At 61.2% G+C, this 15,046-nt stretch carries 15 protein-coding genes; 14 read left to right on the forward strand and 1 reads right to left on the reverse strand.

Features of this window, described 5'->3' with window-relative positions:
• Positions 1 to 59 precede the first annotated feature (59 nt).
• The 14 genes from KW848_RS31885 (at position 60) to KW848_RS20145 (ending at position 14,177) form a co-directional block, all read left to right on the forward strand.
• On the forward strand, positions 60 to 182 hold the full coding sequence (locus KW848_RS31885; protein WP_256365221.1) for a hypothetical protein: 123 nt from the start codon (positions 60 to 62) through the stop codon (positions 180 to 182).
• 346 nt (positions 183 to 528) lie between these two features.
• Positions 529 to 990 carry a cytochrome c-550 PedF gene (gene pedF, locus KW848_RS20085; RefSeq protein ID WP_218537847.1) on the forward strand — a complete coding sequence of 154 codons (462 nt, stop codon included), beginning with the start codon at positions 529 to 531 and terminating at the stop codon, positions 988 to 990.
• 3 nt (positions 991 to 993) lie between these two features.
• On the forward strand, positions 994 to 1,872 hold the full coding sequence (locus KW848_RS20090) for an ABC transporter substrate-binding protein (RefSeq protein ID WP_218537848.1): 879 nt from the start codon (positions 994 to 996) through the stop codon (positions 1,870 to 1,872).
• On the forward strand, positions 1,869 to 2,630 hold the full coding sequence (locus tag KW848_RS20095; RefSeq protein WP_218537849.1) for a quinoprotein dehydrogenase-associated SoxYZ-like carrier: 762 nt from the start codon (positions 1,869 to 1,871) through the stop codon (positions 2,628 to 2,630). The genes KW848_RS20090 and KW848_RS20095 overlap by 4 nt, the downstream gene beginning before the upstream one ends.
• Before the next feature lie 16 nt (positions 2,631 to 2,646).
• Entirely contained in the window at positions 2,647 to 3,585 is a 939-nt protein-coding gene (locus tag KW848_RS20100; RefSeq protein WP_218537850.1) for a quinoprotein relay system zinc metallohydrolase 1, read from the forward strand.
• Between the two features lie 274 nt (positions 3,586 to 3,859).
• On the forward strand, positions 3,860 to 5,635 hold the full coding sequence (locus KW848_RS20105; protein WP_111452224.1) for a PQQ-dependent methanol/ethanol family dehydrogenase: 1,776 nt from the start codon (positions 3,860 to 3,862) through the stop codon (positions 5,633 to 5,635).
• 357 nt (positions 5,636 to 5,992) lie between these two features.
• Complete coding sequence (locus KW848_RS20110) at positions 5,993 to 7,513, forward strand: aldehyde dehydrogenase family protein (RefSeq protein WP_008149755.1); 1,521 nt, start codon at positions 5,993 to 5,995, stop codon at positions 7,511 to 7,513.
• Positions 7,514 to 7,768: 255 nt separating this feature from the next.
• The gene (gene pqqA / locus KW848_RS20115) at positions 7,769 to 7,840 is read left to right on the forward strand and encodes a pyrroloquinoline quinone precursor peptide PqqA (protein ID WP_003253598.1); all 72 of its coding nucleotides are present in this window, start codon (positions 7,769 to 7,771) and stop codon (positions 7,838 to 7,840) included.
• Positions 7,841 to 7,895: 55 nt separating this feature from the next.
• Positions 7,896 to 8,810, forward strand: a complete 915-nt coding sequence (pqqB, locus tag KW848_RS20120) for a pyrroloquinoline quinone biosynthesis protein PqqB (protein ID WP_218537851.1) — start codon at positions 7,896 to 7,898, stop codon at positions 8,808 to 8,810.
• A gap of 126 nt (positions 8,811 to 8,936) precedes the next feature.
• Positions 8,937 to 9,689: a pyrroloquinoline-quinone synthase PqqC gene (pqqC, locus tag KW848_RS20125; RefSeq protein WP_218537852.1), complete on the forward strand. Its 753-nt coding sequence runs from the start codon at positions 8,937 to 8,939 to the stop codon at positions 9,687 to 9,689.
• Positions 9,686 to 9,958, forward strand: coding sequence for a pyrroloquinoline quinone biosynthesis peptide chaperone PqqD (pqqD, locus tag KW848_RS20130; protein WP_111452228.1), 273 nt, complete (start codon positions 9,686 to 9,688; stop codon positions 9,956 to 9,958). Before pqqC ends, pqqD begins: the two co-directional genes overlap by 4 nt.
• Positions 9,936 to 11,078, forward strand: coding sequence for a pyrroloquinoline quinone biosynthesis protein PqqE (pqqE, locus tag KW848_RS20135; RefSeq protein ID WP_218537853.1), 1,143 nt, complete (start codon positions 9,936 to 9,938; stop codon positions 11,076 to 11,078). Before pqqD ends, pqqE begins: the two co-directional genes overlap by 23 nt.
• Positions 11,079 to 11,302: 224 nt before the next feature.
• Positions 11,303 to 12,466, forward strand: a complete 1,164-nt coding sequence (ercA, locus tag KW848_RS20140) for an alcohol dehydrogenase-like regulatory protein ErcA (protein ID WP_074876193.1) — start codon at positions 11,303 to 11,305, stop codon at positions 12,464 to 12,466.
• Positions 12,450 to 14,177, forward strand: coding sequence for a NahK/ErcS family hybrid sensor histidine kinase/response regulator (locus KW848_RS20145; protein WP_111452231.1), 1,728 nt, complete (start codon positions 12,450 to 12,452; stop codon positions 14,175 to 14,177). The genes ercA and KW848_RS20145 overlap by 17 nt, the downstream gene beginning before the upstream one ends.
• On the opposite strand, the gene KW848_RS20150 is transcribed toward KW848_RS20145, so the two are convergent.
• Positions 14,162 to 15,037, reverse strand: coding sequence for an aldose 1-epimerase (locus tag KW848_RS20150; protein WP_218537854.1), 876 nt, complete (start codon positions 15,035 to 15,037; stop codon positions 14,162 to 14,164). The genes KW848_RS20145 and KW848_RS20150 overlap by 16 nt on opposite strands.
• Positions 15,038 to 15,046 lie beyond the last annotated feature (9 nt).

Raw genomic sequence — 15,046 nt, forward strand, 5'->3', positions numbered from 1 at the left:
CCGGGGTGGCGCGGTTTTAGCATGGGCAATAACGGCCATCACACGGGAGGCGATTGATCATGCGTATTCTCAAAGCGCTGCTCTTGCCGTTGCTACTGATCCTGACCCTGATCGGCGTCGACAAGCTCCACGGCCCGCGTCCCGCGCCATTGCTGGTCTTGCCCGCGCCTGCGGGTCGATGATCGTTCCCACGCTCTGCGTGGGAATGCAGCCCGGGACGCTCTGCGTCCCTTCCAGAGCCGAACGCGGAGCGTCCGTTGAGGCATTCCCACCAGAGCGTGGGAACGATCAGTGGTGGGGCACCAGGCACACTTGTCCCAAGTCGTCGGGTAACCGCTGCAACCCTCCATGTTCGCATCCTGAACAATCGCTTGTTGCCGGGAATACTTTCCGTACGGCCACAAGCCCTACTACCAAGGAACTAGACCGCGACCACCAAAGCAGCATGGGGCTTGTGCGAAGCCCTTCCTAAGATGGGTGCCATAGCCTCTTCAAAGAGGTTTTGCGTGCAATCAAGAGGGCATAACAATGACAACAAAACGCAACGCCTTACTCGTTGCCGGTCTGCTGGCCGGCTTTATCAGCGCAGGTTCTGTCTGGGCCCACGGCAACGTGGTCCCTCAGGCTGTCGAAACACCAGGCCTGACCCCGATCAAAGACGCCGGTGTGCCGATCGATGCCGATGGTTGGGCATCGGTGAACCCTTACCGCACCTCGCCGGAACATGACAAAGCCCTGGAAATCGGCTCCTCGGCTTACAACCAGAACTGTGCGGCCTGTCATGGCCTGGAAGCCAAGTCCGGTGGCATCGCCCCTGATTTGCGCATGCTCGATGTCGCTGATGCCGGTGATGAGTGGTTCGTCGAACGCGTGCGCCATGGCGCCGTGCGTGACGGCCGGGTCTACATGCCGAAGATGGCCGACTACCTGAGCCAGGAAGCCTTGTGGGCGGTACGCACTTATCTGGACAGCGTTCACGTCGAGGAGTAATCCATGCGCCTGCTCGCTGCGTTGATCAGTGCTGTGTTGCTGTGCTGCCCGGCAGTGCAGGCGCAGGTCCGTACCTATGACGAAATGATCGCCGCCAGGGAACTCAAAGTGGCGGTCTACAAGGACTTCGCCCCCTACAGTTTTGAAGATGCCGGCCAGGCCCGTGGCGTTGATGTCGAACTCGCCGAGGCATTGGCCAAGGCACTCGGCGTGCACCTGACGTTGATTTGGGCGCCCGCCGGCGAGAAGCTCGATGACGACCTGCGCGATTACATCTGGCGCGCCAGTCAATTGCACGACCTGCAACTGGCCGATCTGATGATGCGCGTGCCGTACGACCGCGATTACGCGCAGAAGCGCAATGAACTGGGTGAGCTGGAAAACGGCCATGTGGTGATGTTCGGGCCGTACCAGAACGAACAATGGCAGGTTGCCTATGACCGTCGCCGGCTGGACAAAGTCGGTAGCGTCGCCGTGTTCGAGCACCACCCGATCGGCGTCGAAGTCGACAGCGTACCGTCGTTCTACCTGACCTCGGTGTTCAACGGCATGCTTGCCGGCAAAACCCACCACTATCCCGGCGTGCCCCAGGCTTTCGCGGCCATGAAGGCCGGTGAAGTCGACGCCGTCATGGCCATGCGCGGCGAGATCGACTGGCAGGTTCATGAAGCCAATGACCCGCAAGTGGCGCTGGCGGAGAACGCCTACCCGAACATGGGCAAGCAGCTTTGGGAGATCGGCATGGCGGTGCACGAAAGCAACCGTCAACTGGCCTATGCCGTGGAAGAGGCGTTGGAAACCTTGATTCGCGAAGGCGCAGTCAAGACCATTTATGGCCATTACGGCCTGCGCTATGACGTGCCCGAGATGTATCAACAGTGAACTGGCGAGCGGCTTGTCTGTTGGCCTGTTGGTTACCCATCGCCGCGCACGCGGTGGACATCGACCCGGGCAAAGACCCGGTGCCCTCGGTGATGTGGGCCTTCTATCACAAGCAAATGCTCGGCGATGCGCCGTTCGTGTTCGACGAGCGGGTCAAGCTGCTGGCGCCACCGTTCGCTGAAGACGCCCGGCAAGTGCCGCTGGAAATCGATGCGCGATCGTTCAAGGGCGAAGTGGTGAAAATCCTCGCCTGGGCTGAACTCAACCCTTTGCCGAAAATTGTCGATTTCCAACCGCTGGACCGCGTGCTGCCCTGGCTGTCGATCCGCATCCGTATCGAACAGGCAACGCCATTGCGCGCGGCAGTGCTGACCCGTGATGGGTTGTGGCATGTCGGCTCGACGCTGATCGATGCGGCAGGCGGTGGTTGCACGGCGCCGAGTGTGGTGCGCACTCAACCGGGCTGGGAAGAGCACATCGGCGAAGTGCTGGGCGGTCGTTATCCCCGTGGTGAATTCAGCCGTGTGCGCTTGCAGGTGGCGCATCCGATGGACAACGGCATGGTCAGCGGCATCCCGGAATTCTTCATCAACCATGCCGAACTGCGGGATCAGAACGATCAGCTGCTGGCCCGTTTGGAGTTGTTTCCCGCCGTCAGTGAAAACCCCAACCTGGCCTTCGATATCGAAGGGGCAGGGCAGACGCGCCTGATGCTGCGCGACAACAGCGGCAATCAATTCGATGCGGCCATACCCTGACCCAAAGGAGCGCGTGATGCGCTGGATGCTGCTGTTGTTCATGAGCCTGAGTCTGCCGGCCCTGGCCGATCTCGAGTACTCAATCAAGCCCCGACAGATCGCCGAAGACACCTGGCTGCTGGAAGGCAGCACCGATAATTTCGCCAAGGCCAACGGCGGCAACATCGTCAACACCGCGTTCATCGTCACCGAGCAGGGTGTGGTGGTGATCGATACCGGGCCGTCGAAACGCTACGGCGAAGCGATGCGCAAAGCGATTGCCGCGATCACCGATAAACCTGTGATCGATGTGCTGCTGACCCATCATCATCCTGATCATGTGCTCGGCAACCAGGCCTTCACTGACGTGCCGATCGGCGCGTTGGCCGGCACCACCGAACTGTTGCATCAGCAGGGCGATGCCATGGCCGAGAACATGTATCGCCTGGTGGGCGACTGGATGCGCGGCACCGAAGTGGTGTTGCCGACCCGGACGCTGACGCCCGGCGTGCAAAGTTTTGGGAATCACGATCTGCGTCTGCTGGGCCTGGGTGGGCACACGGGCGCGGATCTGGCTATTCTCGACCAGAAAACCGGCGTGCTGTTTGCCGGGGACCTGGTGTTTTACCAACGGGCGCTGACCACCCCCAACAGTCCGGGGCTGTCGGTTTGGCTGGCGGACATCGCCACGCTTCAAGGCTTGCCATGGACGCTGATCGTCCCCGGCCATGGACCGGTGGCCAGCGATCAACAGCCGCTCGAGCAAATGCGCGACTACCTGAGCTGGCTCGACCAGCTCATGCGCGATGGCGCCGCCAATGGCAGTGATATGGCCGAGATGATCCGCAGCCCCATTCCCGAACGGTTTGCCGGGATCAGCCTGAGTCGTTACGAGCTGATCCGCAGTGTCAGTCACCTGTATCCGCGCTACGAGCGCGCACAAATGCCCCGAGTCGATTCCGCCGCGAACAAATGATCAACAAAAATCCCCTGTGGGAGCGGGCTTGCTCGCGAAGAGGCCCTCACTTTCACCATTGATGTCGCCTGACACACCGTCTTCGCGAGCAAGCCCGCTCCCACAGGGGCCAGTGTCGATCTATATATCCGGTGTCCATCTCATCCGACCCGGTACTAAGGAACTAGCAATCTCAGCACTGCGGGCAATTGTTCCAAGGGCGGCGGCGCCCAAGAATCTGCACCAGACCGGGAAAATTTACCGGGTATAACAAAAAACTGCAGAGGTAGCCGTCATGACCCAACCCGCACGTCGCCAACCCTTCGTCTTGAGTGTGCTGCTCAGTGCCATGCTGTTGTCTGGCTCGGCATTGGCCGGCGTCACTGATAAAGACATCCTCCAGGACCCCAAGAACCCGGAGCAGATCGTCACCAACGGTCTGGGCGTCCAGGGTCAACGCTACAGCCCGCTGGACACGCTCAACGTCAACAACGTGAAGGATTTGCGGCCGGTCTGGGCATTCTCCTTCGGCGGTGAAAAACAACGCGGTCAGCAAGCACAGCCGATGATCAAGGACGGCGTGATGTACATGACCGGTTCCTACTCGCGGGTGTTTGCGGTGGATGCGCGCACCGGCAAGAAGCTCTGGCAATACGATGCGCGCCTGCCCGATGACATCCGCCCTTGCTGCGACGTGATCAACCGGGGTGTCGCGCTGTACGGCGACCTGGTGATCTTCGGCACCCTCGACGCCAAGCTTGTGGCCTTGAACAAGGACACCGGCAAAGTCGTCTGGAGCAAGAAAGTCGCCGACCACAAGGAAGGCTATTCCATCAGCGCCGCGCCGTTGGTGATCAACGGCAAACTGATCACCGGCGTCGCCGGTGGCGAGTTCGGGGTGGTGGGCAAAATCGAAGCCTACGACCCGAAAAACGGCGACCTGCTGTGGACCCGTCCCACCGTCGAAGGCCACATGGGCTACACCTACAAGGACGGCAAAGCGGTAGAGAACGGCATCTCCGGCGGTGAAGCCGGCAAGACCTGGCCCGGCGACCTCTGGAAAACCGGCGGCGCGGCGCCTTGGCTGGGCGGTTACTACGACCCGGAAACCAATCTGCTGCTGTTCGGCACCGGCAACCCGGCGCCATGGAACTCGCACCTGCGTCCTGGCGACAACCTTTACTCCTCGTCGCGTCTGGCGCTGAACCCGGACGACGGCACCATCAAGTGGCACTTCCAGAGCACGCCTCACGACGGCTGGGACTATGACGGCGTAAACGAGCTGATCTCGTTCAACTACACCGAAGGCGGCAAAGAGATCAAAGCCGCCGCGACCGCTGACCGTAACGGCTTTTTCTACGTGCTGGATCGCACCAACGGCAAATTCATCCGCGGCTTCCCGTTCGTGGACAAGATCACCTGGGCCACCGGCCTGGATAAAGACGGCCGGCCGATCTACAACGAAGCCAGCCGTCCAGGCGCACCGGGCACCGAAGCCAAAGGCAGTTCGGTATTCGTAGCACCAGCATTCCTCGGTGCGAAAAACTGGATGCCGATGGCCTACAACAAGGACACCGGACTGTTCTATGTGCCGTCCAACGAATGGGGCATGGACATCTGGAACGAAGGCATCGCCTACAAGAAAGGCGCGGCGTTCCTCGGTGCCGGTTTCACCATCAAACCGTTGAATGAAGACTACATCGGCGTGCTTCGCGCCATCGACCCGAAAACCGGCAAGGAAGTCTGGCGCCACAAGAACTACGCGCCACTGTGGGGCGGAGTGCTGACCACCAAGGGCAACCTGGTGTTCACCGGCACGCCGGAAGGTTTCCTGCAGGCGTTCAATGCCAAGACCGGCGAGAAAGTCTGGGAATTCCAGACCGGCTCCGGCGTACTCGGCTCCCCTGTAACTTGGGAAATGGACGGCGAACAGTACGTCTCGGTGCTGTCCGGTTGGGGTGGTGCCGTACCGCTGTGGGGCGGCGAAGTGGCCAAGCGCATCAAGGACTTCAACCAAGGCGGCATGCTCTGGACGTTCAAGCTGCCGAAAGACCTGGTGGCCAAGCACTGATACCTGCCACTGATCGTTCCCACGCTCTGCGTGGGAATGCCTCACCGGACGCTCCGCGTCCGCTCTGGGACGCAGAGCGTCCCTGGCTGCATTCCCACGCGGAGCGTGGGAACGATCAATCGCATAACCCCTGTGGGAGCGGGCTTGCTCGCGAAAACGGTATGTCAGTCACATCAATGTTGGATGTGCCGCTGCCTTCGCGAGCAAGCCCGCTCCCACATGGGAATTTGTGTGAAACCTACTACCAAATAACGAGAGTCCTCCTGCCAACGGCGCATACGTCTGACGCGCAGGGCTCTCTACTATCGGTTCATCGCCTGTTTGCCCGACAGGCATCGACCCAGACAGAGGCCCACCATGATCTACGCACAACCTGGTACACCTGGCGCCATCGTTACGTTTAAACCGCGCTACGGCAATTTCATCGGCGGCGAGTTCGTCGCGCCGGTCAATGGTGAGTACTTCACCAACTCCTCGCCGGTCACCGGTGAAGTGATCGCCGAATTCCCTCGCTCCAACGCCGCGGACATCGAAAAAGCCCTCGACGCCGCGCATGCCGCCGCTGACGCCTGGGGCAAGACCTCGGCGCAAGACCGCTCACTGGTGCTGCTGAAAATCGCCGACCGCATCGAGCAGAACCTGGAAATCCTCGCCGTCACCGAGTCCTGGGACAACGGCAAAGCCGTGCGCGAAACCCTCAATGCCGACGTGCCGCTGGCCGCCGACCATTTCCGTTACTTCGCCGGTTGCATCCGCGCTCAAGAGGGCGGTGCCGCCGAGATCAACGAGCTGACCACCGCCTATCACTTCCACGAGCCGCTGGGCGTGGTCGGGCAGATCATCCCGTGGAACTTCCCGCTGCTGATGGCCGCCTGGAAACTCGCCCCGGCCCTGGCTGCCGGTAACTGCGTGGTACTCAAACCCGCCGAGCAGACGCCGCTGTCGATCATGGTCTTCGCTGAACTGATCGCCGATTTGCTGCCACCCGGCGTGCTGAACATCGTTCAGGGCTTCGGTCGTGAAGCCGGTGAGGCGCTGGCCACCAGCAAGCGCATCGCCAAGATTGCCTTCACCGGTTCCACCCCGATTGGCGCGCACATCATGAAATGTGCGGCCGAGAACATCATTCCGAGCACTGTCGAACTGGGCGGCAAGTCGCCGAACATCTTCTTCGAAGACATCATGCAAGCCGAGCCGCAGTTCATCGAGAAGGCCGCCGAAGGTTTGGTGCTGGCGTTCTTCAACCAGGGCGAAGTCTGCACCTGCCCATCGCGAGCGCTGGTGCAGGAGTCGATTTACGACGACTTCATGAAAGTGGTGATGCAGAAGATCGTCAAGATCAAGCGCGGTAACCCGCTGGACACCGAAACCATGGTCGGCGCCCAGGCGTCCGAGCAGCAATACGACAAGATCCTCTCGTACCTGAAAATCGCCCAGGAAGAGGGCGCCGAGCTGCTCACCGGTGGCGCGGCCGAGCGTCTTGAGGGCGATTTGTCGACGGGTTATTACATCCAGCCGACCCTGCTCAAGGGCCACAACAAAATGCGCGTGTTCCAGGAAGAAATCTTCGGCCCAGTGGTGGGTATCACCACCTTCAAGGACGAAGCCGAAGCCCTGGCGATTGCCAACGACAGCGAGTTCGGCCTCGGCGCCGGTCTGTGGACCCGCGACATCAACCGTGCCTACCGCATGGGCCGGGCGATCAAGGCCGGGCGTGTCTGGACCAACTGCTACCACCTTTACCCGGCCCACGCCGCGTTCGGTGGCTACAAGAAGTCCGGTGTCGGCCGTGAAAACCACAAGATGATGCTCGACCACTATCAGCAGACCAAAAACCTGCTGGTGAGCTACGACATCAATCCGATGGGGTTCTTCTAACCTGACAGGCACCACACCCCCTTGTGGGAGCGGGCTTGCTCGCGAAGGCGGCGGCACATCCAATATTGATGTGACTGACAGACCGCTTTCGCGAGCAAGCCCGCTCCCACATTGGTTCTGTGTGTACTGGAAAACCGCGCAACACCCCCTACCAATGCACGCCGCCACCTCGTTCGAAAGTAGCATTCGGGTGCCTGGCGCCCCGTGCATTAATGGCTTTACCGGAATCGTCCGGCACAAGAAGAGGATTGACCCATGTGGACTAAACCCGCGTTTACCGATCTGCGCATTGGCTTCGAAGTGACGATGTATTTCGCCAACCGCTGATTGATCTCCCGGCCAGCTGTTGCGTTGGCCGGGCCTGCCTTCTGGAGCATTGCCCATGCACATTCGCGTTCTCGGATCCGCCGCTGGCGGTGGTTTTCCGCAATGGAATTGCAACTGCCGCCAGTGCGCCGCGATGCGCAATGGCAGCCTGCGGGCCCAACGCCGGACCCAGTCCTCGATTGCCCTGAGCGACAACGGTGTGGATTGGGTGCTGTGCAATGCTTCACCGGACATTCGCGCGCAACTCGAGAGTTTCGCGCCGCTGCAACCGGCGCGCCGGGTGCGTGATACCGCGATTGCCGGCATCGTCCTGCTGGACAGCCAGATCGACCATTGCACCGGCCTGTTGAGCCTGCGCGAAGGCTGCCCGCATTCGGTGTGGTGCACCGAACGGGTCCATGAAGACCTCAGCAGCGGCTTCCCGTTGTTCACCATGCTCAAGCACTGGAACGGCGGGTTGCAGTGGCAACCGGTCGAACTGGACCGCGAGCCCTTCAGCATCCCAGCGTGTGCACACCTGAGATTTCGCGCGATCCCCTTGGTCAGCAACGCACCGCCGTACTCGCCCAATCGCGGCAATCCGCAGCCGGGCGACACCATCGGCTTGTTTATCGAAGACCGGCGCAGCGGTGCTTCGCTGTTCTACGCGCCGGGTCTGGGCCAAGTCGACGACGAGGTGCTGAGCTGGATGCAACGCGCCGATTGCCTGTTGCTGGACGGCACCTTGTGGCGCGACGACGAGATGCGAGTCTGCGACGTCGGCCAGAACCTGGGCAGTGAAATGGGTCACCTGTCGCAAAGCGGCCCCGGCGGCATGCTCGACATCCTTGAAGGCTTCACCCGCCAGCGCAAGGTGCTGATCCACATCAACAACACCAACCCGATCCTCGATGAAGACTCCGCCGAGCGGGCGCTGCTGGAGCGGCGCGGGATCGAAGTGGCCTATGACGGCATGAGTATTGAGCTGTAGCGGAGGGCGCCTTCGCGAGCAAGCCCGCTCCCACAGGGTTTTGTGTACACCGAAGACCCCTTGTGGGAGCGGGCTTGCTCGCGAAGGCGCCAGAACAGACACCGCAGAGCTTCCAGGAGAACCGCAATGACTGCCACCCCAATGACCCCCACCGAATTCGAAGCGGCCCTGCGCGCCAAAGGCGCCTACTACCACATCCATCATCCATTCCACCAAGCCATGTACGCCGGCCGATCAACCCGCGAGCAGATTCAAGGCTGGGTCGCCAATCGCTTCTATTATCAGGTGAACATCCCCCTGAAGGACGCGGCGATTCTCGCCAACTGCCCGGACCGCGACGTGCGCCGGGAATGGCTGCAACGAATTCTCGACCACGACGGTGCACCCGGCAGCGAGGGCGGCATCGAAGCCTGGCTGCGGCTGGGCGAAGCGGTGGGACTGGATCGCGAGCAGATCCTCTCCCAGGAACTGGTGCTGCCCGGTGTACGTTTCGCCGTCGACGCCTACGTCAATTTCGCCCGTCGGGCCTGTTGGCAGGAAGCCGCCAGCAGTTCGCTGACCGAGCTGTTTGCGCCACAGATCCACCAATCCCGGCTCGATGCCTGGCCGACCCATTACCCGTGGATCGACGTCGGCGGTTACGACTATTTCCGTACTCGCCTGGGTCAGGCGCGACGGGATGTCGAGCATGGCTTGCGCATCACGCTCACGCACTACGTCACGGTCGAAGGCCAGCAACGCATGCTGGAAATCCTGCAATTCAAGCTCGACGTGCTGTGGAGCATGCTCGACGCCATGAGCATGGCCTACGAGCTGGAGCGCCCGCCGTATCACAGCGTCACCACGGAGCGGGTCTGGCACCGGGGGATTGCCCTGTGAGCCTGATCAACCGCGAACAATCACCATCGCTGCGTCAGGGTTTTCGCCTGCAATGGGAACCGCGTCAGGACTGTCACGTCCTGCTGTACCCCGAAGGCATGATCAAACTCAATGTCAGTGCTGGGCAGATCCTTGAACTGGTGGACGGCCAGCGTAGCGTTGCAACGATCATTGATCGACTGTCTGAGAGTTTCCCCGGCGTACCGGGGATCGACGAAGATGTGCTGGCATTTCTGGAGGTGGCCCATGCTCAATTCTGGATCGAGTGACTCGCCTCCGGGCCCGCCGCTGTGGCTGTTGGCGGAGCTGACCTACCGTTGCCCGTTGCAATGCCCGTATTGCTCCAACCCGCTGGACTTTGCCCAGTCAGGCGAAGAGTTGAGCACCGAAGAGTGGATCCGGGTGTTTCGCGAGGCCCGGGAGATGGGCGCCGCGCAACTGGGCTTTTCCGGCGGCGAGCCGTTGGTTCGCCCGGACCTGGCCGAACTGATCAAGGCCGCCCGGGACATGGGTTACTACACTAACCTGATCACTTCGGGCATTGGCCTGACCGAGCAGAAAGTGCGCGATTTCAAGGTCGCGGGGCTGGACCATATCCAGATCAGCTTCCAGGCCGCCGACGAAGCGGTGAACAACATGCTCGCCGGCTCGCGCAAGGCCTTCGCCCAGAAACTCGCGATGGCCCGTGCGGTGAAGGCCCAGGGCTACCCGATGGTGCTGAACTTCGTCACCCATCGGCACAACATCGACCAGATCGCGCAGATCATCGACTTGTGCCTGGAACTGGAAGCGGATTTCGTCGAGTTGGCGACGTGCCAGTTCTACGGCTGGGCCGAGCTCAACCGGGTTTGCTTGTTGCCCACGCGCGAACAATTGCAGCGTGCCGAGCGCATCACTAACGAATACCGCGAGCGTCTTGAAGCGCAGGGTCATCCGTGCAAGCTGATCTTCGTCACCCCGGACTACTACGAAGAACGCCCCAAGACCTGCATGAACGGCTGGGCCAATCTGTTTCTCGACATCACCCCCGACGGTACGGCGTTGCCTTGCCACAGCGCCCGACAGTTGCCGGTGCAGTTTCCCAATGTGCGCGAGCACAGCATCGAGCACATCTGGACTGATTCTTTCGGTTTCAATCGCTTTCGTGGCGATGACTGGATGAAGGAACCGTGCCGCTCCTGCGATGAAAAGCACAAGGACCTGGGCGGCTGCCGCTGCCAGGCCTTCATGCTGACCGGCGACGCCGCCAACGCGGACCCGGTGTGCAGCAAATCCCCGCACCACGGTGTGATTCTCAAGGCTCGCGAGGAAGCCGACGCACCGGGGCAGGGCATGGAACACCTGACGTTGCGTAACGAGAAGGCTTCGCGACTGATCTACCGCGGATAAATCAAGAGCTGACACAGGTCCCCCTGTGGGAGCGGGCTTGCTCGCGAAAGCGGTGGGTCAGTCGACATCAATGTTGAATGTAATGCCGCCTTCGCGAGCAAGCCCGCTCCCACAGGGGATCTACAGTGGATACAGGATCTTGCTACCCATTGGTCTGATTGCATTCACCGCCGGATGCTTTAGTGTGGACATTACCTTCCAAAACAATAAAAACAGGCTTTCCAATGAGCCAGAGTCTCAGTCAACTGCGTAAATTCGTTTCGCCTGAAATCATCTTTGGTGCCGGCTGCCGGCACAACGTCGGCAATTGCGCCAAAACCTTTGGTGCCCGCAAGGTGCTGCTGGTCAGCGATCCCGGTGTGATTGCCGCCGGTTGGGTCGCCGATGTCGAGGCCAGCCTGCAAGCCCAGGGCATCGAGTACGTCCTGTACAGCGCGGTCTCGCCCAACCCGCGGGTCGAAGAAGTGATGCTCGGTGCCGATCTGTACCGGGAAAATCATTGCGATGTGATCGTGGCCGTCGGTGGCGGCAGCCCGATGGATTGCGGCAAAGGCATCGGCATTGTCGTCGCCCATGGGCGCAGCATTCTCGAATTCGAAGGCGTGGACACCATCCGCGTCCCCAGCCCGCCGCTGATCCTGATACCGACCACCGCCGGGACCTCGGCCGATGTCTCGCAATTCGTGATCATCTCCAACCAGCAAGAACGCATGAAGTTCTCCATCGTCAGTAAAGCGGTGGTGCCGGACGTGTCGCTGATCGACCCGGAAACCACCCTGAGCATGGACCCGTTCCTGTCGGCCTGTACCGGCATCGATGCGTTGGTGCATGCCATCGAAGCGTTTGTGTCCACCGGTCACGGGCCGTTGACCGACCCCCATGCACTGGAGGCGATGCGCCTGATCAACGGCAACCTGGTGCAGATGATCGCCAACCCGCACGACATCGCCTTGCGCGAGAAAATCATGCTCGGCAGCATGCAGGCCGGGCTGGCGTTCTCCAACGCGATCCTCGGCGCGGTGCACGCCATGTCCCACAGCCTCGGTGGCTTCCTCGATTTGCCCCATGGCTTGTGCAACGCGGTGCTGGTGGAGCACGTGGTGGCGTTCAACTACAGCTCCGCACCGGAGCGTTTCAAGGTGATCGCCGAGACCTTTGGCATCGATTGCCGTGGCTTGAATCACCGGCAGATTTGCGGGCGTCTGGTGGAACACCTGATCGCGCTGAAACACGCCATCGGCTTCCACGAAACGTTGGGATTGCACGGGGTCAGCACGGCGGACATTCCGTTCCTGTCGCAACACGCCATGCACGACCCGTGCATCCTGACCAACCCGCGCGAGTCCAGTCAGCGTGATGTCGAGGTCGTCTATGGCGAAGCCCTCTGACGAACAGCAACGGGCGCTGGCGGGGTTACTGGGATTAGGCAGCCATTCGGCGCGCAAGAGTCATTACCCGGAACTGGCTGCGCGCCTCGACGAGCTGGAAGCTGAGCGCAATCGCTATAAATGGCTGTTCGAAAACGCGGTCCACGGGATCTTCCAGGCCAGCCTCCTGGAAGGCATGCGCGCCGCCAACCCGGCACTGGCGCGGATGCTCGGCTACGACAATCCCCAGGAAGTGCTGTTTTCGCTGGCCGATCTGGCGAGCAACCTGTTTGTCAACGGCGCGCAAGAACTGGAAAACATCGGTGAAATGCTCAAGCGCGAGCGCAGTCTGCTTGGCTACGAAACCCAATTGCGGCGCAAGGATGGCAGCAGCGTCGACGTGCTGATGAACCTGTTGCTCAAACCTGATCAGGAAGGGCTGGTGGAAGGTTTTGTCGCCGACATCACCGAACGCAAACTCGCCCAGCAACGTCTGCAACAACTCAACGACGAACTGGAGCAGCGGGTCACCGCGCGCACCGACGAATTGCTGGAAGCCAACCGTAACCTGCAACAGCAAATCACCCAGCGTAAACAGATTGCCCAAGCCTTGCGCGACGCCCGGGATGCCGCCGAAGCCGCCAATCGCAGCAAGGACAAATACCTCGCCGCCGCCAGTCATGACCTGCTGCAACCGCTCAATGCCGCGCGTTTGCTGATCTCGACCCTGCGCGAACGCAAGCTTCCCGACGTCGAACAGGTGCTGGTGGAGCGGACGCACCAGGCGCTGGAAGGGGCGGAAGATCTACTCACCGATTTGCTGGATATTTCCCGGCTCGATCAGGCCGCGGTCAAACCGGACATTGCGCTGTACCGCCTCGACGAATTGCTCGCGCCGTTGGTCTCGGAGTTCCAGTCAGTGGCCCAGGCCGCAGGGTTGAACCTGCGGGTGCATATGGGCGATTACGCCATCAGCACCGACCTGCGCCTGATGACGCGGATCCTGCGCAACTTCCTCAGCAACGCCTGCCGCTACACCGACGAGGGCAGCATCCTGCTGGGGGCCAGACGCCGGGGTGAAATGCTGCGCCTGGAAGTCTGGGACACCGGGCGCGGGATCGCGGCGGACCGACTGGATTCGATCTTCCTCGAGTTCAACCAACTGGACGTCGGCCGCGCCGCCGACCGCAAGGGTGTGGGCCTGGGGCTGGCCATCGTTGAACGTATCGCCAAGATCCTCGGCTATAAAGTCGGGGTTCATTCGCTGCCAGGACGCGGTTCGATGTTCAGCATCGACGTGCCGATTTCCCATGAGGTTCCGCTGCCGATCAGCCTGGCGGCACCACAACCCGGCACCGGCAATCCATTGCCGGGCCGGCGTTTGCTGGTGCTGGACAACGAAGTGAGCATCCTCGAAAGCATGAGCGCGTTGCTCGGGCAATGGGGCTGCGAAGTGGTCACGGCCACCGATGAATTCTCCGCACTGGCCGCCTTGCAGGGACGACCGCCGGAACTGATTCTGGCGGACTACCACCTCGATCACGGGGTGGTGGGCTGTGACGTGGTCAGGCATTTGCGCGAGCATTACCACCAGGCGATTCCGGCAGTGATCATCACTGCCGATCGCACGGATCAGTGTCGGCGCTCATTGCAGCGACTCGACGCACCGCTGCTGAACAAACCGGTGAAACCCGGCAAGTTGCGTGCGGTGCTGAGTCAGTTGCTGGGGTAGCGATAGTGCAGGCTGAAACCGAGCTCTACTGACTCGCCTTGCTCCAGCAGTCGCAACCCCGGTCGACCGGGCAGGTGATGCGCGTTGACCGGATGGCTCACCGGTTCGATACAGAAAAAATCCAGGCCCACCGGGCAGTAGAGCAGGAAGTAATCGCTGCCGGTGGCCCGGCATTCCAGCTCATAACCCAACGCTGGCTGGCGGATCAGGCAATGGCCGTCCCATTCGCAGAAGCCGTTGTCGACCAATGTGCCGGGCAACGTCTTGAGTGACTGGAAATCCCATTCGGCCGGCACCGCACTGAGGTGTGTCGGCAGTTTGGTCCCGTCACACAACCAGACCTGCCGGGCTTGCGCCTGCAACTGGGTGCCCGTGGTACGCGGAAAGTAAGGGTGTAAACCGAGCCCATGCCAGGCAGGACTTTCGGCCAGATGAGTGACCTTAAGATCAATGCTCAGTTTGCCGCCGCTCAGATGGAATCGTTGCCGGGCGCGATAGACGAAGGGCGTGGTGCTGTCGAGTTGCAGGACGACTTCATCACGCGTCTGCGAAACCACCTGCCACGGCTGTTGCCAGGCACTGCCGTGAATCGGCAGGGGATCGGTGAGGCTGTTGGGTGTCAGGGCCAGCCAGCCCTCGGGGCATTCAAAACCGCCTTCTGAAATTCGGTTCGACCACGGTGCCAAGGGAAAGCAGCCGAGTTTGCCCGGTAGACCCGTGTTTAGTGCGTGAGCGTCACTGTGGCGCAACAGCGGCAGACCCGTGCCGCGTACACTCCAGTTGACGATGCTGCCACCGAGTTCGGGGGCGAGGGTGAGGTGGATGAATTCGTCTTCGAGGTTCAGCAACATTGGCGTCATTCAATTGAA

The organism is Pseudomonas sp. PDM25, from assembly GCF_019219045.1.
Lineage (GTDB): Bacteria > Pseudomonadota > Gammaproteobacteria > Pseudomonadales > Pseudomonadaceae > Aquipseudomonas.